This is a genomic window from Ruegeria sp. CDSC081, assembly GCF_059610485.1.
This window is the reverse complement of the sequence record NZ_JBXWNS010000002.1, coordinates 83,940-106,459: the sequence shown is the minus strand read 5'-3', so window position 1 is coordinate 106,459 and position 22,520 is coordinate 83,940. Positions and strand designations below refer to the sequence as shown.

17 protein-coding genes and 1 pseudogene are annotated in these 22,520 nt (G+C 59.0%); 8 read left to right on the top strand and 10 right to left on the bottom strand.

What is annotated here, in order from left to right; all coding sequences use genetic code 11:
• Positions 1-23: 23 nt before the first annotated feature.
• From AC2FH9_RS03470 to xdhA, 6 genes are read right to left on the bottom strand one after another with little or no spacing between them, the layout of a single operon-like run.
• Entirely contained in the window at positions 24-944 is a 921-nt protein-coding gene (locus AC2FH9_RS03470; protein ID WP_142638949.1) for an ABC transporter permease, read from the bottom strand.
• Positions 945-946: 2 nt separating this feature from the next.
• The gene (locus tag AC2FH9_RS03465) at positions 947-2,029 is read right to left on the bottom strand and encodes an ABC transporter permease (protein WP_142638948.1); all 1,083 of its coding nucleotides are present in this window, start codon (positions 2,027-2,029) and stop codon (positions 947-949) included.
• Between the two features lie 35 nt (positions 2,030-2,064).
• Positions 2,065-3,582 carry an ABC transporter ATP-binding protein gene (locus tag AC2FH9_RS03460; RefSeq protein ID WP_142638946.1) on the bottom strand — a complete coding sequence of 506 codons (1,518 nt, stop codon included), beginning with the start codon at positions 3,580-3,582 and terminating at the stop codon, positions 2,065-2,067.
• Complete coding sequence (gene xdhC, locus AC2FH9_RS03455; protein WP_496793080.1) at positions 3,579-4,514, bottom strand: xanthine dehydrogenase accessory protein XdhC; 936 nt, start codon at positions 4,512-4,514, stop codon at positions 3,579-3,581. The genes AC2FH9_RS03460 and xdhC overlap by 4 nt, the downstream gene beginning before the upstream one ends.
• Positions 4,514-6,838, bottom strand: a complete 2,325-nt coding sequence (gene xdhB, locus AC2FH9_RS03450) for a xanthine dehydrogenase molybdopterin binding subunit (RefSeq protein WP_496709678.1) — start codon at positions 6,836-6,838, stop codon at positions 4,514-4,516. The genes xdhC and xdhB overlap by 1 nt, the downstream gene beginning before the upstream one ends.
• On the bottom strand, positions 6,835-8,196 hold the full coding sequence (gene xdhA, locus AC2FH9_RS03445) for a xanthine dehydrogenase small subunit (RefSeq protein WP_496870786.1): 1,362 nt from the start codon (positions 8,194-8,196) through the stop codon (positions 6,835-6,837). Before xdhA ends, xdhB begins: the two co-directional genes overlap by 4 nt.
• Before the next feature lie 343 nt (positions 8,197-8,539).
• Here xdhA and dnaE point away from each other — a divergent pair, with 343 nt between their 5' ends.
• From dnaE to AC2FH9_RS03430, 3 genes are all read left to right on the top strand, one after another.
• Positions 8,540-12,040: a DNA polymerase III subunit alpha gene (dnaE, locus tag AC2FH9_RS03440; RefSeq protein ID WP_496870785.1), complete on the top strand. Its 3,501-nt coding sequence runs from the start codon at positions 8,540-8,542 to the stop codon at positions 12,038-12,040.
• Between the two features lie 89 nt (positions 12,041-12,129).
• The gene (locus tag AC2FH9_RS03435; protein ID WP_496679382.1) at positions 12,130-12,342 is read left to right on the top strand and encodes a YMGG-like glycine zipper-containing protein; all 213 of its coding nucleotides are present in this window, start codon (positions 12,130-12,132) and stop codon (positions 12,340-12,342) included.
• A 20-nt stretch (positions 12,343-12,362) separates the two neighbouring features.
• Positions 12,363-12,716, top strand: a complete 354-nt coding sequence (locus tag AC2FH9_RS03430) for a hypothetical protein (RefSeq protein ID WP_496870783.1) — start codon at positions 12,363-12,365, stop codon at positions 12,714-12,716.
• 4 nt (positions 12,717-12,720) lie between these two features.
• Here AC2FH9_RS03430 and AC2FH9_RS03425 read toward each other — a convergent pair whose 3' ends face one another.
• On the bottom strand, positions 12,721-12,915 hold the full coding sequence (locus tag AC2FH9_RS03425) for a SlyX family protein (RefSeq protein WP_142638896.1): 195 nt from the start codon (positions 12,913-12,915) through the stop codon (positions 12,721-12,723).
• Between the two features lie 128 nt (positions 12,916-13,043).
• Between AC2FH9_RS03425 and hisS the strand changes: the two genes are divergently transcribed.
• The 3 genes from hisS to hisG are packed head-to-tail and all read left to right on the top strand — an operon-like array spanning position 13,044 to position 16,309.
• Complete coding sequence (gene hisS / locus AC2FH9_RS03420; protein WP_496870782.1) at positions 13,044-14,531, top strand: histidine--tRNA ligase; 1,488 nt, start codon at positions 13,044-13,046, stop codon at positions 14,529-14,531.
• Between the two features lie 3 nt (positions 14,532-14,534).
• Positions 14,535-15,623, top strand: coding sequence for an ATP phosphoribosyltransferase regulatory subunit (locus AC2FH9_RS03415; protein ID WP_496870780.1), 1,089 nt, complete (start codon positions 14,535-14,537; stop codon positions 15,621-15,623).
• Positions 15,620-16,309 carry an ATP phosphoribosyltransferase gene (gene hisG, locus AC2FH9_RS03410; protein WP_271952535.1) on the top strand — a complete coding sequence of 230 codons (690 nt, stop codon included), beginning with the start codon at positions 15,620-15,622 and terminating at the stop codon, positions 16,307-16,309. The genes AC2FH9_RS03415 and hisG overlap by 4 nt, the downstream gene beginning before the upstream one ends.
• Here the strand turns inward: hisG and AC2FH9_RS03405 are convergent, their stop codons facing one another.
• On the bottom strand, positions 16,310-16,741 hold the full coding sequence (locus AC2FH9_RS03405) for a DUF1489 family protein (RefSeq protein ID WP_281973647.1): 432 nt from the start codon (positions 16,739-16,741) through the stop codon (positions 16,310-16,312).
• Positions 16,742-16,869: 128 nt separating this feature from the next.
• On the opposite strand from AC2FH9_RS03405, the gene AC2FH9_RS03400 reads away from it, so the two are divergent.
• On the top strand, positions 16,870-19,152 hold the full coding sequence (locus tag AC2FH9_RS03400) for an adenosylcobalamin-dependent ribonucleoside-diphosphate reductase (protein ID WP_496870779.1): 2,283 nt from the start codon (positions 16,870-16,872) through the stop codon (positions 19,150-19,152).
• 340 nt (positions 19,153-19,492) lie between these two features.
• Positions 19,493-20,110 (top strand): annotated as a pseudogene (locus AC2FH9_RS03395) (tyrosine-type recombinase/integrase); the annotation flags it as partial.
• On the opposite strand, the gene AC2FH9_RS03390 reads toward AC2FH9_RS03395, so the two are convergent.
• Both AC2FH9_RS03390 and AC2FH9_RS03385 read right to left on the bottom strand, forming a co-directional pair.
• Entirely contained in the window at positions 20,096-20,404 is a 309-nt protein-coding gene (locus tag AC2FH9_RS03390; RefSeq protein ID WP_496749426.1) for a hypothetical protein, read from the bottom strand. The pseudogene AC2FH9_RS03395 and the gene AC2FH9_RS03390 overlap by 15 nt on opposite strands.
• Positions 20,405-20,549: 145 nt before the next feature.
• Positions 20,550-22,493, bottom strand: a complete 1,944-nt coding sequence (locus AC2FH9_RS03385; protein ID WP_496749208.1) for a cytochrome c3 family protein — start codon at positions 22,491-22,493, stop codon at positions 20,550-20,552.
• Positions 22,494-22,520: the final 27 nt, after the last annotated feature.

The following is a 22,520-nucleotide window of genomic DNA, read 5'->3' as shown; positions in this document are numbered from 1 at the left end:
CAAGTTGGTTCAGTTGTCCCCGTCTAATGCGAGGCATGGAATATCCGGCCGAGTGAGGCAGGTGCGCTGCTTTTGTCGGCGGAAAGGATCACAAGCACAAGGATCGTGATGATGTAGGGCGACATTGCCAGATACTCGACCGGGATGGCAACGCCCGCTGCCTGCAAATTCAGCTGCAACACGGTGATACCGCCGAACAAATAGGCACCCAGCAGGGCGCGCCATGGCTTCCAACTGGCGAAGACGACCAAGGCCAGGGCGATCCAGCCGACACCGGCTGTCATGCCCTCGGTCCACTGTGGCACCCGGATCAAGCTGATATAGGCCCCACCCAGCCCGGCACAGGCACCGCCGAACAGGATCGCCATGATGCGGATCTTGATCACCTTATAGCCAAGCGCATGCGCCGCATCGTGGTTTTCACCTACCGCGCGCAGGATCAGTCCGACGCGAGTGTATTTAAGCGTAGCCCAGACGGCCGCTGTCAAAGCGATGCCGACATAAAGGATCGGGTCATGCTGAAACAGGATCGGGCCGATCACCGGAATATCGCTGATCACCGGGATATGGATATCGCCCATGCTGGGGGGTTTGACACCCACATAGCTTTGACCGAGCAGGGCGCTGAACCCTAAACCAAACAGAGTAAGCGCCAGGCCACTGGCAACCTGATTGGCCAGCGCCACCTGCGTCAGCAGCACAAACAGCAGGGACAGTACTGCACCGCCTATGGCAGCGGCGACAAAGCCCAGCCAGGGCGACCCAGTCTCGACCGAGATCGCAAAACCGCTGATCGCGCCAACGATCATCATGCCCTCTACGCCAAGGTTCAGAACTCCTGCTTTTTCGACGACCAATTCACCGATCGCGGCCAGAAGCAGGGGAGTTGCAGCCACCATCAGTGACGCGACCAGAAGTACGGGATTAATCTCACCAAGGTCCATGATTACGCCACCTCGCTACGGGCCGCACGGATGCGGTAGTTGGTCAAAAGGTCGAAGGCCAGCAGGAAGAACAGCAGCATCCCCTGGAATACTTGAATGGCCGCGGCAGGAAGACCCATTTGGGACTGCGCGATTTCACCACCGATATAGGTCAACGCCATTAGGCCACCGGCTAGCAGGATGCCCACCGGATGCAGGCGACCCAGAAAGGCCACGATGATCGCGGTAAAGCCATAGCCGACGTTAAAGTCGATGCTGACAACACCCGAGGGGCCCGAGACTTCGAACATCCCCGCCAGCCCGGCCAGTGCGCCTGACAGGCCAAGGCAGAACAGGATCAGCCGTGCTGGGTTTACCCCGGCGAATTTGGCTGCGCGCGGGGCCTCACCCGTCAGGCGGATGTGAAAGCCCAGCATGTGCCGGTTCAGCAGGATATAGGAAAAGATCACGGCTATCAGTGCGGTCACAACGCCCCAATGCATCCCCGATCCTGCGATCAGCTCGGCATTATGCGCACTCTCATAGGATTGCAGATTGCGGGAACCCGGAAAACCGAACCCTTCGGGGTTTTTCAGCAGTCCCAGCGAGACCGAGGCCATCATCTGTTCAGCCACATAGACCAGCATCAGCGAGACCAGAATTTCATTGGTGCCAAAGCGCACTTTCAGAAAGGCCGGAATAGAGGCCCAGAGCCAACCGCCAAGCGCACCTGCCATCACCATGATCGGAAAGACATACCAGGCATCCAGCGGGTAAAAGGCTAGCCCGGCCCCCGCGCCAAAGATGGCGCCCATGATATACTGACCCTCGGCGCCGATGTTCCAGATACCGGCGCGGAAGCCTAACGACAGGCCAATCGCAATCAGCACCAACGGCGCGCCCTTCACCAACAGCTGCGGGCGGTAATAAAAGGCGAATTCACCGAACAGAGGCTCCCAGAAAATGGTGCCGATGGCCTGAACCGGGTTTTTACCCAGGACGGCAAACAATATGCCGCCAAACAGCATCGTCGCCAGTACCGCCACAAGCGGGGTCGCATAAGACCACGCCTTGGACGGCTGTGGCCGTTTCTCCAATACAATCATCTGCTCACACCCCCGTCGTCATATTTTGTTTTGCATCAGACATGGGCTACCTCCATGCCATGTGCACCGCCCATCATCAGGCCGATCTCATCCACGGTCAGACCCGTGGTTGTGCGTGGCGCGCTGAGCCTGCCTTCGTTCAGGGCGGCAAAGCTGTCCGAGATTTCCATCAATTCGTCCAGATCCTGGCTGATGCAGACCACCGCCGTGCCCTTGGCGGCAAGGTCCAGAATGGCCTGTCGGATCGACGCAGCGGCAGCGGCGTCCACCCCCCATGTGGGTTGGTTCACGACCAGCACATCGGGGTTCTGCAACACTTCGCGTCCGATCACGAATTTCTGTAGGTTGCCGCCTGACAATGACCGGGCCGCATTCTCGGGCCCCGGCGTGCGCACATCAAAGGCGCTGATGATCTTTTCAGCAAAGCTCTTGGTATCTGCCCATTTCAAGAACCCGTTGCTTTCCAACCCTTCGCGGACCGATCCGGTCAGCAGGGCGTTTTCGGTCAGGCTCATGTCTGGGGCGGCTGCATGTCCCAACCGCTCTTCGGGGGCGGTCAGTACGCCCAGCTTGCGCCGTGCGGTTGGGCCCAGTTTGCCAATCGGCTGGCCATCGAATTTGATCGCATCGGCAGCTGTCTGGATTTCGCCAGACAGGACACCCAGCAGTTCGTCCTGTCCGTTGCCGGCAACACCGCCAATTCCCAGCACTTCGCCCTTGCGAACTGTCATGTGGACATTCTTCAGCGCGGTGCCGAATTCAGACGGTGAGGGCACGGAAAGCCCGCTGACATCCAGCGCGACCTCGCCGAACTCGCGGCCTCCGCGCTCAGGTGTTTGCAGGGTTGAACCGACCATCAACTCGGCCATCTCCCGGGCCGAGGTTTCAGACGGAACGCATTCGCCCACATTCTTGCCCAGACGCAAGATCGTAGCGTGGTCGCATAGGGTGCGGATTTCTTCAAGCTTGTGCGAGATATACAGGATCGATGTGCCTTCAGACCGCAATTTATTCAGCGTTTCGAAAAGGATATCGACTTCTTGCGGAGTCAGAACACTGGTCGGTTCATCCATGATCAAAAGCTTTGGATCCTGCAGAAGGCAGCGAATGATCTCAACCCGTTGGCGTTCCCCCGCAGACAGGTCACCGACTGTACGAAAGGGGTCCAGCGGTAGGCCGTAGGTTTCCGAAACTTCCCGAATGCGCGAGGCCAGGTCGCCCATTGGTGGCGGGTTCTCCATCCCCAATGCGATGTTCTCGGCCACGTTCAGCGCGTCGAACAGCGAAAAATGCTGAAATACCATCGCGATTCCGTCAGCACGCGCGGCACGCGGCTCGGGCGGAGCAAAGGGTTGGCCACGCAACAGCATGGTGCCGCTGTCTGGCTTCACCAAGCCATAGATCATTTTGACCAGCGTGGATTTCCCCGCGCCGTTTTCGCCCAACAGGGCATGAACTTCGCCCTCACCGATGTCAAAGGACACCTGATCATTGGCCACGACGCCGGGATAGGCTTTGGTCAGTCCTTGCAAACTTAGCAGTGGAGTGGTCACGCGCTCAGATCCTTCTTCAAATTGTTTTGCCCGATCGGGCGCAGCAGTTGTGCTGCGACGCCCACGGCAATCATCTGCGGGTGCTTGCCTAGGCCCGGGTCGCCAATCGGGCAGGTGATCCGGCTGATCCGCTCGGGCGAGTGCCCCAGCGCCGCCAGCCGCGACCGGAACCGCGCCCATTTCGTAGCCGAGCCGATCAGCCCCGCAAAGCGGAAATCGTGCGAAAGCAGACGGTTGCACAATTCCAAGTCCAGATTGTGTGAATAAGTCAGCACCAGATGTTCAGCATCACGCGGCGCATGCCGAACCAGTTCCGCTGGTTTCGCGGCAGGGACGGCGGTGACTCCGTTCGGTACGGTTTCCGGAAACCGCTTGGATCCTGTATCGACCCAGGTGATTGCGAGATCGGGCAGCGGTGACAGGACATCCACCAAGGCGCGACCGACGTGACCCGCGCCCCAGACCCACAGTGTACGCGCGGGTTTGTGGACCGGCTCGACCATCCAGCCTTCGATCAGCTGTGCCTCTGGTGCAATCCCCTGTCCGCGGGCTTCGGTCAACAGGCGTTTGACCGACAGTGGCATGTCCTGGCCCGATGTTGGTCGCGCGATGATGCTGTCGTCCAGATCGTTGATGTTGTTGCGGTCATAGACCTCGCTTAGCAAGGAAACAGCGCCACCGCAGCACTGGCCCATGTCGGGGCCAAGCGCGTGATGGGTCAGGCGCGATTGGGCGGTTTGTATCCGCGCCGCTTCGGCTGCCTGAAACTCAAGTGTGCCGCCGCCGATCGTGCCGGATTGCCCGTCCTGCCAGACCAGCATTGCGGCACCAACCTCACGTGGGGACGAGCCCTTGATCCCGGCGATGACTACCCGGATCACGCGCCCATGGGTTTTGACCGCCTCCCTCAAAGTCTCAAGGTCAAATCCCATCAGTCGTCCCCCTTCATCCTTTGGACACCATGCCAGACTTCTTCTGCCGTGGCGGGGGCATCCAATGCGGGGTAGCTGTTTCCGCAGGCCGCCACCGCATTCGACAGTGCCAGCCAAGCGGATATCCCAAGCATGAATGGAGGTTCGCCTACCGCTTTCGAGCGATAGATCGTGTCCTCACGGTTTTCAGCCTCCCAAAGCGCAACGTTGAAGATGTCGGGGCGGTCGGAACAAGCCGGGATCTTGTAGGTCGATGGCGCATGGGTGCGCAGATTGCCTGTGCCATCCCAGACGAGTTCTTCGGTCGTCAACCAACCCGCGCCCTGCACATAGCCACCTTCGACCTGACCGATATCCAGCGCAGGGTTCAGCGACGCGCCCGCGTCATGCAGGATATCCGTGCGCAAGATGCGGTTCTCACCGGTTAGTGTGTCCACGGCAACTTCGGTGATCGAGGCGCCATAGGCGAAGTAGAAAAACGGACGACCTTGGCCTTTGATCCGGTCCCATTCGATCTTGGGTGTCTTATAGAAGCCGGTGGCCGAAAGGCTGATGCGGCCCTGATAGGTCAGCGCAGCCGCTTCGGCAAAGGTATAGCGTTCCTCACCAACCGATACATGACCATCCCCGAAGGTGACAGCCGACGGGTCGGCCTGATGTCGCTCGGCCAGATACTCTGCCATCCGGTCGCGGATTGTGTCACAGGCGGCTTTCACCGCCATGCCGTTGAGATCGCTTCCCGAGGATGCCGCCGTTGCCGAGGTGTTCGGCACTTTGGCCGTGTCTGTGGCGGTGATCTTCACCATCTCTAGCGGAATACCAAAGCGTGAGGCGGCAACCTGGGCCACTTTTTGAAACAGGCCCTGGCCCATCTCGGTGCCGCCATGGTTCAGGTGCACGGACCCGTCCTGGTACACATGCACCAGCGCGCCGGCCTGATTCAGATGGGTCAGGGTGAAGGAAATGCCGAACTTGACCGGAGAGAAGGCGATGCCCTTTTTGATCACGCTGTTCTCGGCATTCCATTTCTGAATTGCTGCCTTGCGCGCGGCATAGTCGCTGGAATTCAACAAGGCTTCGGTCATGCCGTGAAGTTCGAAATCTTCGACTTCCATGCCATAAGGGGTGGTGTTTGGCGTATCGCCGCCATTGCGATCAGGGGCATGGTCATCGGTACCCGCCGGAGCAGCGTAATAGTTCCTGCGGCGCAGTTCGACCGGGTCCAGACCCAGCTCATGCGCGGCGTGGTCCATGACGCGTTCGATTCCAACCATACCCTGAGGGCCTCCAAACCCCCGATAGGCGGTGGCAGATTGGGTGTTGGTTTTCAGCCGGTGACTTTCGATCCGCGCATTGGGCAGCAGATACGCATTGTCGGAATGCAGCATCGCCCGGTCCGCGACGGGCAGCGACAGGTCTTGTGCCCATCCGCATATGGCGTGGTGCAGAAAGGATACCCCCTGAATATGCCCATCCTGATCGAACCCGGCCCTATAGCTAATGCGAAAGGCATGCCGCTTACCGGTGATGATCATGTCGTCATCGCGGTCATAGCGCATCTTGCAGGCTGTGCCGGTTGCCCGCGCAGCCACTGCGCAGGAAACAGCCAGAGCGTTGCCCTGGCTTTCCTTGCCCCCGAACCCGCCGCCCATGCGCCGGGTTTCAACGCGCACAGCATGCATGGGAACGCCCAGAGCCTCTGCCACTTTGTGCTGAATCTCAGTCGGGTGCTGGGTTGAACTGTGGACCAGCATATCAGCACCCTCATTCGGCACCGCCAGTGCAGCCTGACCTTCCAGATAGAAATGCTCTTGCCCGCCAAGCTCAAAACTGCCTTCGATCACATGCGCCGCGCCTGCAATGGCGGCGTCTGCATCACCTTTGGTGTAGATGCGCGGGCCGTCCTCGAACCGACTGTCGGCGGCCAGCGCCTCTTCAATCGTCAGAATTGGTGTTTCTTCAGTATAGTCGATCTTGCCCAGTCGTGCAGCTTTGCGCGCGGCCAGATGGCTGGTGGCGACAACCAGAAACACGGGCTGCCCGATATAGTGGACAGAGCCGTCCGACAACAAAGGTTCATCGTGAATGGACGGTGAAACATCATTCGCAAAGGGCAGGTCTTCGGCGGTCATCACCATGACGACACCGTCGGCGGCTTTGACTGCAGACAGGTCAATCGCGGCGATTGTGCCCTTGGCGATGGGACTGAGACCAAAGGCCAGATGCAACGTGCCTTTTGGTGTTGGGATATCGTCCACATAGCGGGCCGAACCGGAGACATGTAGCGGCGCGGCGTCATGAGGCAGTGGTTTTGTCACGCTCATGCCGACACCTCCAGCACATTGGTTACCTGGCCCTGATCTTCAAGGAAATAACGTTCCAGCATCGCTTTTGCCGCCTCAAGGCGGTAATGAGCCGAGGCGCGCATATCTGACATTGGCGCGTAATCCTCGGCAAACATCGTCAGAGCGGATTGAACTGTAGCAGCTGTCCATGGCTTGCCGGTCAACGAAGCTTCGACTTGAGTGGCGCGTTTCGGTACGCCCGCCATGCCGCCAAATGCGATTCGCGCCTGAGTGACGGTACCTTCTGCAACGGTAATGTTGAAACATCCACAAACGGCCGAGATATCCTGATCAAACCGCTTGCTGAGCTTGTAGCATTTCAACCGATCCGCCTGGCGCGGGAAGCTTACGGCTTCGACGAATTCTCCGGGTACGCGATCCTGTTTTCCATAGTCGATGAAGAACTCTTCCAAGGGCAGCGTTCGCCTTGTGTCACCTTTGCGCAGGTGCAGGCTGGCGCCGAGGGCAATCAGTGCAGGTGGGTTGTCACCGATTGGTGACCCATTGGCGATATTACCGCCGACGGTTGCGGCGTGCCGCACCTGTACGCTGGCATAGCGGCGGATCATTTCAGCATAAGAGGGGTGCAGATCCCCCAGCGCTTCGCCCATGCGGTTCATATCGACCATGGCACCAAGACGAATTTCATTGTCAGTAACCGTGATCTGTTTCAGATCATCGCAACCGTTCATGAAGATTACTGTTTTCAGGTCGCGCAACTGTTTGGTGACCCAAAGGCCTACATCGGTCGCGCCAGCGACCAGGGTGGCCTCTGGGTGTTCGGCATAAATGGCGGCAAGCTCGTCCGAGGACCGCGGCAGCATAGGAGACGCGGCGGGTGCTGCGTCAGGCTTGTCCTTGACCCAGACGGGAACAGGGTGCTTTTCGGCGGCTTTGGCGGCACGGATAATCGGCGCATAGCCCGTGCAGCGGCACAGGTTCCCGGCCAGCTGTGTGTCGTGATCGGTTGCACCATTCGCATGCCCGGCCACCATCGACATTACAAAGCCGGGGGTGCAAAAGCCACATTGCGACCCGTGCAGATCAACCATTGCCTGCTGAACCGGGTGGGCCTTCCCGTCCGAGCTGCTGGCGCCTTCGACGGTGCGCACCGCTTTGCCGTGGAGCTGAGGCAGGAACAGAATGCAGGAGTTCAGAGCTTTGGCTCCCCCCTGATCCGTCACCATGACAGTGCAGGCACCGCAATCACCTTCGTTGCAGCCCTCTTTGGTGCCGGTCAGAGAGCGATCCTCGCGCAGCCAATCCAACAAGGTGACTGTCGGATCGACATTCGCCAACTCCACTGTCTCTCCGTTCAGAAGAAACGTGATATCCATTCGTGAAACCCGTCGCGTTACCGAATTGCGCCTCTGAATGCTCTCCTTCGATGCGACGTAGAAAGAGTGCGGGCGGATAGCTTGCCATTAGATGTTAGAAACAGCGCAGCCAATCTGGCAAGAAAAACCGCGCTTCTGATGTATCATTTCATTGGTCCGATCCTTGTGTTTCATATGGTTTCGATGCTCATCACATTGAAATTAAAAGGTTTTGCAGTATATTTCACCCTCAGAGTCCGAAGCACCTTATGGATTTCCCGAACAATCAGCGCATGTTTTTTTGGCAATCCGAACCTACGGTTCAGGCTTTTGTACCATCACCGGCTGCGATAGCGTGGGCGGCATGAGCAGCACTCCACGATTCATCCACCTCCGCGTTCACACCGAATATTCCCTGCTGGAAGGCGCCGTGCGGCTGAAAAAGCTGCCTGGTCTGTGTGAAAAGCTTGAGATGCCCGCCGTCGCCGTCACGGACACCAACAGCATGTTCTCTGCGTTGGAGTTTTCGGTCACCGCCAGCGGAGCGGGCGTTCAGCCGATCATGGGGTGCCAGGTCGATCTGACCTATCTGCAGGCGCAACCGGGCGAGAAAGCGAAAGCCCCCGCGCCGCTGGTGCTGCTGGCGCAGTCAGAGGTCGGGTATGAAAACCTAATGAAGCTCAGCTCTTGCCTGTATGTGGACAAGGGCGGGCAGTTGCCGCAGGTGACATTGGATGAACTGGCAGAGCGCTCGGATGGTCTGATCTGCCTGTCTGGCGGCCCCGACGGACCGGTGGGTCGCTTGTTGCAGCAAGGGCAGCGCCCAGCGGCCGAGGTCTTGGTGGATCGCCTTGCAACCATGTTCCCGGATCGTCTGTATGTCGAACTACAGCGCCATCCAGGCGAGGGTGGTCAGCCCGAGGCCGAACGTCTGACCGAGCGCGGCCATGTTGAAATGGCCTATGCCAAGAACCTGCCGCTGGTGGCTACCAACGATGTCTACTTCCCGACCACGGACATGTACGAAGCGCATGATGCGCTGATCTGTATTGCCGAGGGTGCTTATGTCGATCAGCAGGATGGCCGCCGCCGTCTGACCGCACAGCATTATTTCAAGTCGCAGCAGGAAATGGCGACCCTGTTCGCCGATCTGCCCGAAGCAATCGAAAACACGGTCGAGATCGCCAGGCGCTGTGCGTTCATGGCCTATCGCCGCGATCCGATCCTGCCGAAATTCGCCGATGACGAGGTGGCCGAGCTGCGCCGCATAGCCAATGAAGGTCTGCAGAAACGTCTGGCCGTGATCCCGCATGCGGTAACCCCTGAAGAGTATCAGAAGCGGCTGGATTTCGAACTGGACATCATCGAGGGCATGGGGTTTCCGGGTTATTTCCTGATCGTTGCCGATTTCATCCAATGGTCAAAGGATCAGGACATCCCGGTTGGGCCGGGGCGGGGCTCGGGCGCGGGGTCGCTGGTGGCCTATGCGCTGACGATCACCGACCTTGATCCGTTGCGTTATTCGCTGCTGTTCGAACGTTTCCTGAACCCCGAACGGGTATCGATGCCTGACTTCGATATCGACTTCTGCATGGACCGCCGCGAAGAGGTGATCCGCTACGTGCAGCAGAAATATGGGCGCGACAAGGTTGGGCAGATCATAACTTTTGGCGCGCTGCTGTCGAAGGCCGCCGTGCGTGACATCGGGCGGGTTTTGCAGATGCCATATGGGCAGGTGGATCGCCTGTCCAAGATGATCCCGGTGGAAGGCGTCAAACCCGTCTCCATCGAGAAGGCGTTGAAAGATGAACCCCGGCTGCGGGAAGAGGCGCGTAACGAGGAGGTTGTGGACCGTCTGCTGACTTATGGCCAGCAGGTCGAGGGGCTGTTGCGAAACGCGTCGACCCACGCGGCTGGTGTGGTGATTGGCGACCGTCCGCTGGATGCGCTGGTGCCGCTGTATCAGGATCCGCGTTCCGACATGCCTGCGACCCAATTCAACATGAAATGGGTAGAACAGGCCGGTCTGGTTAAATTCGACTTTCTGGGTCTGAAAACCCTGACCGTGATCCAGAATGCGATGGATCTGATCTTCAAATCCGGGCGCGACCTGCACATCGCTGCTGATGGCACCGAGCTGTACGAAGCCGCCGAGGGGGCCGCGAACCAGATCAACGCCATCCCGCTGGATGATGAAGCGACTTACAAACTCTACTCAGCGGCCAAGACCGTAGCGGTGTTCCAGGTGGAATCCTCGGGCATGATGGATGCGCTCAAGCGGATGAAACCGGATTGTATCGAGGATATCATCGCCCTCGTCGCGCTATACCGTCCGGGCCCGATGGAGAACATCCCCAAGTTCTGCGAGGTCAAGAACAAGCTGAGCGAACGGGACACGCTGCACCCTTCCATCGACCATATCCTGGACGAAACCCAAGGCATTATCGTCTACCAGGAACAGGTTATGCAGATCGCTCAGGAAATGGCGGGCTATAGCCTTGGCGGAGCGGATTTGCTGCGCCGCGCGATGGGTAAGAAAATTCAGGAGGCGATGGATGCCGAGCGGCCTAAGTTCCTCAAAGGCGCTGCTGAGAATGACGTGGACGAGGCTAAGGCGACCGAGGTCTGGAACCTGTTGGATAAATTCGCCAACTATGGCTTCAACAAATCCCACGCTGCCGCCTATGCCGTGGTCAGCTATCAGACCGGCTGGTTGAAGGCGAACCACCCGGTCGAGTTCATGGCCGGGGTCATGAACTGCGATATCCATCTGACTGACAAGCTGGCGGTTTACTTCGAGGAAGTCCGCAAAGGGTTGGAACTGCCTTACATACCGCCCTGCGTGAACCGCTCGCAATCCACGTTTGACGTGGTGGATCAGCATCTGGTTTACGCGCTGGGCGCGTTGAAAAACGTCGGCGTTGAGGCGATGAATTTGGTAGTAGAAGGACGTGCAGGCAAACCGTTCGTCAACCTCTTCGACTTTGCCCGCCGCGTTGATCTGAAGAAGGTCGGCAAGCGGCCCTTGGAAATGCTGGCGCGTGCTGGCGCGTTTGATGAACTCGACAAGAACCGCCGCCGCGTCTTCGAAAGCCTTGATCCACTGGTGCAATATTCAGCTGCGATCCACGATCAGAAGAACTCGAACCAGGTATCGCTGTTCGGCGAGGCGGGCGACGACCTGCCCGAGCCACGCCTTTCGCCGACGCCGGACTGGTTGCCTGCCGAGCGTTTGAGCGAAGAGTTCAAGGCCATCGGATTTTACCTGTCCGGCCACCCGCTGGATGATTATATGCCTGCCCTAAAACGCAAGCAGGTACTGACACTGGATGAGGTGATGGAAAAGGCACGCTCGGGTCCGCTGATCGCCAAGATGGCCGGTGTAGTGGCTGGGCGGCAGGAACGGAAATCTGCGCGCGGAAACCGGTTTGCCTTTGCCCAACTTTCTGACCCTACAGGTGCCTATGAGGTCACACTGTTTTCCGAAACGCTGGAGAAATCCCGTGAGTTTCTGGAAACCGGTGCACAGGTGGTGCTGACCGCCGAAGCAACGATGGAGGCCGATCAACTCAAACTTCTAGGCCGGTCCGTCGGGCCGGTAGATGCGGTCGTGGCCGAGGCAGGGGCGACCGGGCTGCGCATTTTTGTTAATCAGCCGCAGGTTCTGCCCACAGTTGCCAAAGTTCTGGAAGATGCCGCTGGCGCAGCCAAGGGGGCTGCGAAAGGGCCTATCCATCTGTGCCTGCTTGATCCTGGCCTGCCGGGAGATGTCGAGATGGACCTTGGCCAGGAATTCCCGATCAACCCGCAGATCAAAGGGGCGATCAAGTCGCTGGACGGCGTGATGTCGGTTGAGGAAATCTGACCGCCCCGGAAAAGTTGCCTGACATTCGCCCGCCGGATAGGCTGAGGACTGAAAGAGATTTTCTGGTGATGCCACAGGAGGGCAACCATATGACGATCCCACATTTCGGTTTTCGAACATTGATATTGGCCGCGTCGATGGCCTTGGTCACCGCCGGGTCGGCGGTGGCGGACGACAAGAAGAAAAAGAACACCATCGAAGGCGCGTTGATCGGGGCGGGCGTCGGTGCTTTGATTGGTGATGGCAAGGGCGCGGCAATCGGCGGCGTGGCCGGTGCCCTTATTGGACATAACTGGAAATGACTACGATGCGTTTGACCCAAATGAAAACCGCTCTCGCAAGCCTGTGCATGATCGTTCCGGGCATGGCCATCGCCGACGAAGCTGCTGAACAAATGGTTCAGGACGCATTGCCCGTCATGTATCATACCTGTGCAACGGTGGTTGAAGAGTCGGACGGTGATGAGGCCTATATCTTTGCGGTTGTCGAGAAGATGACAGCACTGTCGATCTATAACCGCCAGATTGATATCAATGATCACGCAAGCACGAACGAGGACAAAGCGAAACTGCGCGAGACCTTCATAGCCGCATTGAGAGAGGGCTGCGCCGAGGACCAGCATGCCCTGTTGGGTGGGGTTGTCGACAATGCGGTGAAAACGACGCTCGGCTTGTAATCGCTCAGTAATGCGGTGGGCGTTCGTCTCCTAGGATGATGCCGCCTGATCCTTCTTGTGCCCGTTCACCTTCGCGGCGCATCAGCACCTCAACCCGGCGGGTCAAGTTGTCGATCTCATCCTGCTGGCGCGTGACGATTGTGTTCAGATCTTCGACCGTGCGGGTCAGATGGGCGATCTGCTCTTCCAGATGTTGCATTGGAAACTCCTGTCTCGGGCCGGTCATAACGGCACCGGCTGTGCAAGGCCAGCGAAAGCGCGCCTTGCCCCGAAACGGGCCATGGGATAGACCGCGCGCGGAACACTTAACGCCCAAGGACGCCCCAAATGGCCAAGCCCAAGAAACAGCCCCGCCCCAAGGCCGTGACGCCGAAAGGGTTTCGCGACTATTTTGGCGAGGAAGTCACGCAGCGCACCGAGATGCTGCGGACTATCGCGGGTGTCTATCATCGCTATGGCTTTGATGCTTTGGAGAGCAGCGCGGTCGAAACGGTCGAAGCGCTGGGCAAGTTCCTGCCTGACGTGGATCGCCCGAACGAAGGCGTCTTTGCCTGGCAGGAATTCGATGAGAACGACAAGGGCGATTGGATGGCCCTGCGCTATGACCTGACCGCGCCTCTGGCCCGAGTCTACGCGCAGCACCGCAACGATCTGCCCACACCCTATCGCCGCTATGCGATGGGTCCGGTCTGGCGTAACGAAAAGCCCGGGCCGGGGCGGTTTCGTCAGTTTTATCAATGTGATGCGGATACGGTGGGTACCGCATCAATGGCGGCGGATGCCGAGATTTGCGCCATGTTGTCGGATACGCTGGAAACCGTGGGCATCCCGCGCGGTGACTATCTGGTGCGGGTGAATAATCGCAAGGTACTGAACGGCGTGCTCGAGGCGATGGGTCTGGGCGAAGACGCCGCCGCCCGTGACAGCGTGCTGCGCACCATCGACAAGTTCGATAAGGTGGGCAAAGCAGGCGTGCGCGAATTGCTGACCAAGGGTCGTTTGGACGCGTCAGGTGCCTTCATCGACGGCGTGGGTCTAAGCGATGATCAGGCAGAACCGGTCATCGCCTTCCTGACCTCCAAAGCTGCAGATACCACAGGAACGTTGGCCAATCTGCGTGCCGCCGTGGGCGACAGCCAAATCGGTGCGGATGGCATTGGCGAACTGGAACAGATCGGGACCTTGCTGGAAGCTGGCGGCTATGGCGCGGATCGGATCGAGATTGACCCATCGGTCGTGCGTGGGTTGGGCTATTACACCGGTCCGGTCTATGAGGCCGAGTTGACCTTTGATATCTTTGACGAGAAAGGCCGCAAGCGGCAGTTCGGCTCTGTCGCAGGCGGCGGGCGCTATGACGATCTGGTCAAGCGTTTCACTGGACAGGAAGTGCCAGCGACTGGTGTCTCCATTGGTGTCGACCGCCTGTTGGCTGCTCTGCGCGAAAAGGGGCGGATCAGCGCACAGGCCAAGGGACCTGTGGTTGTCACCGTGATGGATCGCGACCGCATGGCGGATTATCAGGCCATGGTGGCCGAGCTGCGCAATGCAGGTATCCGGGCCGAGGTGTATCTAGGCAACCCCAAGAATTTTGGCAATCAGCTGAAATATGCGGACAAGCGGAACTCACCCATTGCGGTCATCGAAGGTGGCGACGAAAAGGCGAATGGGATCGTGCAGATCAAGGACCTGATCCTTGGTGCAAAGATCGCCGAAAGCGCCACGCTTGAGGAATGGAAAGAACGCCCAAGCCAGTTCGAGGTTCCGCGCGGTGATCTGGTCGCCAAGGTGCGCGAAATTCTGGACAATCAGGACTGAGCCATGGCCAACCGTACTCAGATACAGACGCGCGCAGCAATGATGCGGGTGCGTTTCGAGACCGCAGGTGCCCGGGTTGTTGATCCGCCTCTGTTGCAACCGGCTGAAACGTTGCTGGGCCTCTATGGGGAAGACATTCGTGCCCGTGCTTACGTGACCTCGGATGCGTTGCATGGTGAACAAATGCTGCGCCCGGATTTTACGCTGCCGGTGGTGCAAATGCACATGTCCGACGGTGCCGAACCGGCGCGCTATACCTATTCGGGTGAGGTGTTTCGGCGGCAGGAACACGATCCGGATCGCGCGAATGAATATATCCAGGTCGGGTATGAGGTGTTTGATCGCACCGATCCGGCCAGTGCAGATGCCGAAGTGTTTTCGCTGTTTGCGCTGCAACTGCGTGGGTTGCCCCTGCGGGCGGCAACCGGGGATATCGGTATTCTGACCGCTGCTGTCCAGGGGTTGAGGACTTCCGACCGGCGCAAGGCGGCCCTGATGCGTCATCTGTGGCGGCCCCGCCGTTTTCGCGTCTTGCTGGACCGTTTCGCTGGGCGCAAGCCGGGGCCTGAAGGACGCAAGACCTTACTCGAGGCTACTGACCCTTTGGCAACCGACGCGCCTATGATCGGCAAGCGCCGCGCCTCTGAAATTCAGGCGCGGATCGAAGCCCTGCGTGAGGATCGTGATACCCCACCGATTTCCGACAACGAACTGGCCGGGTTGGAAACCCTGCTGAACGTCCGAGAAACCATGCCCTTTGCGCTTGAACAGCTGCGCGACGTGGCGGTGGACTTGCCGCAGATCACGCCGGCACTGGACCGGCTTGAGGCGCGGATCGCGGCCTTGCAAGCGCGCGGCGTGGATGTGGACAGGTTGGACTTCGAAGCGTCTTATGGCCGGACCTCGATGGAGTATTATGATGGGTTTGTCTTTGGTTTCTACGCCGAGGGCCGGCCGGATTTGCCGCCCATTGCCACTGGGGGGCGCTATGATGCACTGACCCGCCACTTGGGCAAAGGGGCAGAAATCCCCGCAGTTGGCGGCGTGCTGCGCCCGGACCTGATGCTGGAGATTGAGGAGGACGCCCAATGAGCCTGAAACTGGGCGTGCCTTCAAAGGGCCGGTTGATGGAAAAGACCTTTTCGTGGTTCGAAAAGCGCGGCATCACCCTGTCTCGCAGTGGGTCGGACCGCGAATATGCCGGTAAGGTGGAAGGGATCGAGGGTGTCTCGCTGATCCTGTTATCGGCGGGGGAAATTCCGCGTGAATTGGCTGCTGGTCGCATTCATCTTGGCGTCACCGGAATTGATCTGGTGCATGAAAAACTGCCGCGCTGGGAACAGCAGGTCGAAGAAGTATCTCCGCTTGGGTTTGGCAAGGCCGATCTGATCATCGCTACGCCAGCCTGCTGGGTCGACGTGGACACGCTTGATGACCTTGACGCGGCGGCAGCGGCTTTTCGCAAGACCCACGGCCACCGCCTGCGGATTGCCACCAAATACCACCGGTTGGTGCGTGAATTTCTGACAGATGCGGGCGTGGCCGATTATACGCTGGTCGACAGCCAGGGGGCGACCGAAGGCACGGTAATGAATGAAACCGCCGAAGCGATTGCCGATATCACGTCAACGGGGGAAACCCTGCGCGCCAACCACCTGAAAATCCTGACAGACGGGCTGATCCTGCAATCGCAAGCAACCCTATGGCGCAGCCGGGTGGCCAAGTATACGGACGAAGACAAGGATGTTCTGACTGAGGTGCTCGACCGTCTGGCCTGATTACAGCACGCCGATATCCGCCAGCGCGCGGTTCAGATCATCGGGCAGGGCATCGTCCTGCGCGCGGGTTTTTGGCAGATCGGCGGGGGTGTCCTCGGGCTTGAGATAACGCCACCCCTGAAAGGGGCGCTTCAGGGCGTTCTGGGTGCGATGAACCTCAGGATCCAGAATAATGGCGCAGCGGCGAATGCCGTCATCCCCGATCACTTCGTCCATTCGTAGGATGCGCTGACGGCATTGCACAACGCCTTTGATCACCCAATAGATTGATCCGCCATTCAGAATCTCTGCTTCGCGTTTGGGCCACATGCGTGTCACGTGGCGCGGCAATCCGTCCTCGTACAGAGGCATGCGACTCTCCTGCCATGCGATCAGCGTGTCGACGCTTTCTGATCCGACGGACAGTTTTATGAGGTTTACGTACTTATCCACAGCTTTCCCACAGAGTCGTCCCAAGGCTACCTTTATATTGTAGCCTTCTGCACCGCTTCATCAAGGTGTTGTGGTGAAGGTGCGAATTGGGCTAATCTGGATACCTCTTTCAAGACAGGGAATCACCAATGAGCCGCTTTGCCGCCCCCATCGCCGAGCAGATCTGGGACATGAAATACCGCTTTAAACAGGCGGATGGAACACCCATCGACCAAACGGTTGAAGACAGCTGGCGCCGTATCGCTCGCGATCTGGCCCGCGTGGAACAGGACCCTGCTCATTGGGAAGACAAGTTCTTTGAGGCGTTGGAGGATTTCAAATATCTGCCCGCCGGACGCATCACCGCCGGTGCGGGCACTGCACGCCGGGTGACCCTGTTCAACTGTTTTGTCATGGGAACCATACCAGACAGCATGGGCGGTATTTTCGATATGTTGAAAGAGGCCGCCCTGACCATGCAGCAGGGTGGGGGGATCGGCTATGATTTCTCAACCATTCGTCCACGTGGCGCGGATGTACACGGGGTGGCGGCGGACGCCTCGGGGCCGCTGAGCTTTATGGATGTGTGGGACGCGATGTGCCGCACGATCATGTCTGCGGGGTCGCGCCGTGGGGCGATGATGGCGACCATGCGCTGCGATCATCCCGATATCGAACAGTTCATCACCGCCAAATCCGACCCGGCCCGTCTGCGCATGTTCAACATGTCGGTTCTGGTGACAGATCCGTTCATGGAGGCAGTCAAGGCCGATGGCCCGTGGGAACTGGTGTTTGATGGCAAGGTCTATCACTCCATCCAGGCCCGCGATCTATGGAACAAGATCATGCAGGCCACTTACGACTATGCCGAGCCAGGTGTGATCTTCATCGATCGGATCAATGCGGCCAACAACCTCAGCTATGTCGAGACCATCGCGGCGACGAACCCCTGCGGCGAACAGCCCCTGCCGCCTTATGGCGCCTGCCTGCTGGGCTCGATCAACCTGGCGCGTCTGGTGGCCGGACCGTTCGAGGATGCCGCACATCTGGATGAGGCCGCGCTGCAAGAGCTGGTCGCCACCGCCGTTCGCATGATGGACAATGTGGTCGACGCCTCGAAATTCCCGCTGGCCGAACAAGAGGCCGAGGCGCAAGATAAACGCCGCATTGGTTTGGGTGTCACCGGGCTGGCCGATGCACTGTTGATGCTGGGTCTACGCTATGGCTCTGACGAGGCGGCGCGTCAGACCGAGCGCTGGTTGCACGCAATCGCCCGCGCCGCGTATCTGGCGTCGGTCGATTTGGCAAAGGAAAAGGGGGCGTTTCCCTTGTTCGAAGCCGAGAAATACCTGGCCAGCGGCACAATGCTGCAGATGGATGACGACGTACGCGATGCGATCCGCGAACACGGCATCCGCAACGCGCTGCTGACGTCGATTGCCCCGACGGGGACGATTTCCCTGTACGCGGGCAACGTCTCTTCGGGGATCGAGCCGGTCTTTGCCTATGCGTATACGCGCAAGGTCCTGCAAAAAGATGGCTCACGCACCGAAGAAGAAGTCGTGGATTACGCCGTTCAGATGTGGCGCGACAAGTTTGGTGATAAGGACCTGCCCGACTATTTCGTCAACGCGCAGACGCTGCCTCCGTCTGATCATGTCAAGATGCAGGCGGCGGCACAGAAATGGATCGACAGCTCAATTTCCAAGACGATCAACTGCCCCGAGGATATCAGCTTTGACGCTTTCAAAGATGTCTACATGCAGGCCTGGGATCAGGGCTGCAAAGGGTGCACGACCTATCGCCCCAACGATGTGACGGGGTCGGTCCTGACTGTATCAGAGAGTGCCGACAAAGCTCCTGGAGAAAGCGCGGATGCGCCGCACGAGGTTGACGGCGGCGATGTCATCTATATGTCTGAACCGCTGGACCGCCCACAATCGCTTGAGGGGTCAACATATAAGTTGAAATGGCCCGACAGCGAGCATGCGATTTACCTAACCATAAATGACATTGTCATTGGCGGCCGCCGGCGTCCGTTCGAGGTATTCATCAACTCCAAGAACATGGAGCATTACGCATGGACGCTTGCGCTGACCCGCATGATCTCGGCCGTGTTCCGTCGGGGCGGTGATGTGTCCTTTGTGGTCGAGGAACTCAAGGCGGTATTCGACCCGCGCGGCGGGGCCTGGGTGAAAGGCAAATACATCCCCTCGATCCTGGCCGCGATTGGCGGAGTGATCGAGCAGCACCTGATCAATATCGGCTTCCTTGAGGGCGAAGGGATGGGGCTGAAATCCGACCCTCAGGCGCAAGTGGTCAACCTCGACGGCCCCCGCGGCAAAGCCTGCCCGTCCTGCGGTCAGTTCGACATGGTGATGATCGAAGGATGCATGACCTGCCGTAGCTGCGGTCACTCTAAATGCGGGTGAGCTGAAGTAGTGGATTCTGTTGTATGTGACGTGTCACACGACATGACCTAAACGTTTCAATAGGTCATTTTGGTTGATGGAATGAGTAAACGGCCTCGGATTTCTTCTGGCGCCGTTCGCAACTCTGACAGGGACAAACGAATGAGATGTCGCTGGGCTGAAGCGGTCATTCGCTGCGGACGCCAATAGCAATTGGCAAGGGGCTCGTAGCTGCCGAATGCATCGGCAGAAATGGTGTTCTCGGCCGACTTCCGAGAGCAGGCATTCACTCCGCTTGTACGATAACTTCGTCAGCGCGGTGCTGATGTCTGGGGATGGAGGGAGGATCGGAGGGCAAATCATGCCAAGAGTCCAACTTCCCGCCGTCACTCCGAAACGAAAAGCCTGGAATATGGGCCGGATTGTCGGCCAGAAACGGCCGCTGCTTCCGAAACAGGTTTGGGCGATCCGCGCGTGGCTCGAACTGGTGGACAACCTGCGCGATCTTGCGCTGTTCAATGTGTCGATTGATAGCAAGCTTCGCGGGTGCGATCTGGTGAAACTGGCCGTCACCGACCTGGTGAGGGATGATCGCGTTCGCGAAAGGGTGTCCGTTATCTAAAGCAAAACTCGGCGTCCCGTTCAGTTCGAACTCCCTGAAAACACGCGCGATACGATTGCCCCTTGGATCACGTCACCGGAAATGATCCGCTGCCGTTTCATGTTTCCCAGCCGGTTTCACGACCGCCAACACATTTCGAGGCGACAGTACGGTCGAATTGTCCGCGATTGGGTGACGGCCATCGTGTTAGAGCCGAGTGGGTACGGCATGCATTCTTTGCGCCGGACAATGGCTGCGGAAATCTATCGAAAAACTGGCAATCTCCGCGCTGCCCAGCTGCTGCTAGGTCACACCAAAATCGACAGTACTGTTCGATATCTGGGCGTCGAATTTGAAGATGCTCTACCCGTTCAGGATCTGGGTCGTCATCGACGTGCTCAACTCCGAGCGCACAGGCTCGGGCGTGTCGTTGCCGAGGGACAGGTCCGTGTACATATAGTCGGTGAGAAAGCTCCATTTCCCGTTACTGGCGGCAAAGGCTTCCATAAAGGCAAAGTCCAGATTCTCAAGCGCGTCGCCAAACATGAGTGCGTCCTTGATCTGCCATGCGGGTGTATCGATTGCGGTTTTGGTCTCGGGCGCGAACAGGTAGATCGTTGCCTCGTAGTTCCAGTTAGTATTCTGAGCAGACGCGGGCCCGGATGCCGGCAACTGCCGGCACGATTGCGGTCAAGATCGTTTTCATAGGCAGTGCCTATTGAGCTAACGTTTCATTGTATGCAGGGTGACTTCAGGGATAGCAGAAGCTGAGCAGCTCAGCGGTCCGCTCTGAGGTTCCGGATTCTGGCAAGAGCAGTCACTCGCTATCTCCTTGCGGCGCAGGTCTTCCTTCCAGCTCTGCCTGTGCGGCCAGAAGTGCGGGGTGTTCCGGATTGGCTGACAGAGCTTCTGCCACAACCGCGGCGGCAGCAACGCGTCCTTGGGTTGCCGCTGTGATCCTGGCCAGCATCATCCATGCATCCAGCCGTTGCGGATCCAGCCGCACCACCTCGCGGAACGCGGATGTGGCCATGCCCATGTTGCGCATGCTCAGTGCCACACCGCCCAGTTGGAGGTGGGTTTCAGGAAAATCGAGCCGGTTTGCCATGGCATCCTGCCATTCAGCCATGGCGGCTTGCAGCTCTCTAGCGGTTCCATTCTGGAGGCGGTTCTCCGTATCACCCAGCATCGCGCGGGCAGCGGCCATGCGCACATTGCGGGCAGGGTCGGCAAAGACAGCGGCCAGGCGCTTGCCCCTTTCCTGAAGCGGTGCAAGGCGCTGCAGAGAGGCCGCGGCAGCGCGGACAAGCGGATCCGGGTCCCGCAGCAGGTCTGTCAGCCTAGCGGCGAACAGCGGGTCGTTGGACTGCTCCAGAAGCCAGAGCGCAGTGGCCCGCACGATGCCCGGCTGGCTGGTATTCTGCGCAAGCGCGGTCAAGTCGCCGGCCGCCGCTGCCGCATCGGCACGTCCCCGCGCCAGCACCTCCCCGTAATGCCGGCCACGGTTTCTGTCGTCCGGATACCAAGCGGAAATCTGTGCAGCTGCCCAGGCTGCGTCCTGGCTGCGGTGGCAGGCGGTGCAGGCATCCGGTGCTCCCGTCACCGGCGAAAGATCCGGCCGGGGAATGCGGAAGGAGTGATCGGCGCGCCAGTCGTTGCCCATGTAGACGCGTTCTGGCATGTGGCAGGACTGGCACTTCGCTCCAGCGCTGCTTTCCGGGTGGAAGTGATGTGCAGGGCTGTCGTAGTCTGCTGCTGTGAGTGTTGGGAAGTCCGGATTGCCCGCCGGGCTGTGGCATTGGGTGCAAAGGCCGTTGCCTTCTGCCTTCAGGTCCAGACTGTGTGCGCCGTGGCAATTCAGGCAAGTCACGCCCCGAGCGTGCATCTTAGATTGCAGAAAGGAGCCGTAGACATAGACCTCGTCCTGGATCTGCCCGTCCGCGTGGTAAAGTCCTGGGCGCAAAAGTGCGAGCGTGTAGGCATCATGAAAACGCGTGCCTGGCACCGGGTTGCCGTCCAAGTTGGCTTCGCGTCTGGAATGGCACGTCGCGCATTGTTCGACTGCCTGCCGAGGATCGGCGAAATCCACAGGAAATCCATGGTTTGCGGACGGCGGTGTCCTTGTCGTTTCCCATGTATCAGCCCAATCAACGTGGTCCTTTCCCGGTCCGTGGCAAGCCTCGCAGCCAACGCCTATTTCGACCTGGGTTGATGCATAGCTTAAACGGCGTGCGTCGTAGTTTTTGCGGAACCCGGTGGCGTGGCACTCCGCACAGCGCGCATTCCAGGTCTTGTAGGGACCCGTCCAATGCAGACCATCCAACGGAGGCAGGGTCTGGTCCGGATAAAGGTGGAACCACTTCCCCTCTTCGGTGTCCCAGACCACGTCAAAACTCTGCAGCTGCCCCGGTTCGGTCTCGAGAAGATATTGCTGCAGCGGTTCGATCCCCGCAACCGAATGCACTTTGTATTCCGCTTGCGATCCATCCTTTTCGATCACCTCGACGTAGTATTCGCCCTCTGCTCCTGTCTGAAACCGGGCGGTCATACCGTCATGGTGAAAGGCCGTTCCGCCGAAGTCACCTGCGACCGTCTCCCGCGACGGCGTTGTCCAGGCCTGAGCGTGATGCGATCCTGCCCAGCCTGCGGCACTGTCCTTATGGCAACCGGTGCAACGATCCGACCCCAAGTAGCCGTCAAGGCTCTGGGCCATCGCTGGCAGACCCAGCAGCAAGAGAAGGATCAAGACTACAATCTGCATTTTCAGAGGGCCATCCGATTTTCTGGG

Bases quoted from the DNA above. Each gene is read 5' to 3' on its own strand.
- AC2FH9_RS03470 (WP_142638949.1), bottom strand. From the start codon at position 944: ATGGACCTTGGTGAGATTAATCCCGTACTTCTGGTCGCGTCACTGATG.
- AC2FH9_RS03465 (WP_142638948.1), bottom strand. From the start codon at position 2,029: ATGATTGTATTGGAGAAACGGCCACAGCCGTCCAAGGCGTGGTCTTAT.
- xdhC (WP_496793080.1), bottom strand. From the start codon at position 4,514: ATGGGATTTGACCTTGAGACTTTGAGGGAGGCGGTCAAAACCCATGGG.
- xdhB (WP_496709678.1), bottom strand. From the start codon at position 6,838: ATGAGCGTGACAAAACCACTGCCTCATGACGCCGCGCCGCTACATGTC.
- xdhA (WP_496870786.1), bottom strand. From the start codon at position 8,196: ATGGATATCACGTTTCTTCTGAACGGAGAGACAGTGGAGTTGGCGAAT.
- dnaE (WP_496870785.1), top strand. From the start codon at position 8,540: ATGAGCAGCACTCCACGATTCATCCACCTCCGCGTTCACACCGAATAT.
- AC2FH9_RS03435 (WP_496679382.1), top strand. From the start codon at position 12,130: ATGACGATCCCACATTTCGGTTTTCGAACATTGATATTGGCCGCGTCG.
- AC2FH9_RS03430 (WP_496870783.1), top strand. From the start codon at position 12,363: ATGAAAACCGCTCTCGCAAGCCTGTGCATGATCGTTCCGGGCATGGCC.
- AC2FH9_RS03425 (WP_142638896.1), bottom strand. From the start codon at position 12,915: ATGCAACATCTGGAAGAGCAGATCGCCCATCTGACCCGCACGGTCGAA.
- hisS (WP_496870782.1), top strand. From the start codon at position 13,044: ATGGCCAAGCCCAAGAAACAGCCCCGCCCCAAGGCCGTGACGCCGAAA.
- AC2FH9_RS03415 (WP_496870780.1), top strand. From the start codon at position 14,535: ATGGCCAACCGTACTCAGATACAGACGCGCGCAGCAATGATGCGGGTG.
- hisG (WP_271952535.1), top strand. From the start codon at position 15,620: ATGAGCCTGAAACTGGGCGTGCCTTCAAAGGGCCGGTTGATGGAAAAG.
- AC2FH9_RS03400 (WP_496870779.1), top strand. From the start codon at position 16,870: ATGAGCCGCTTTGCCGCCCCCATCGCCGAGCAGATCTGGGACATGAAA.
- AC2FH9_RS03385 (WP_496749208.1), bottom strand. From the start codon at position 22,493: ATGCAGATTGTAGTCTTGATCCTTCTCTTGCTGCTGGGTCTGCCAGCG.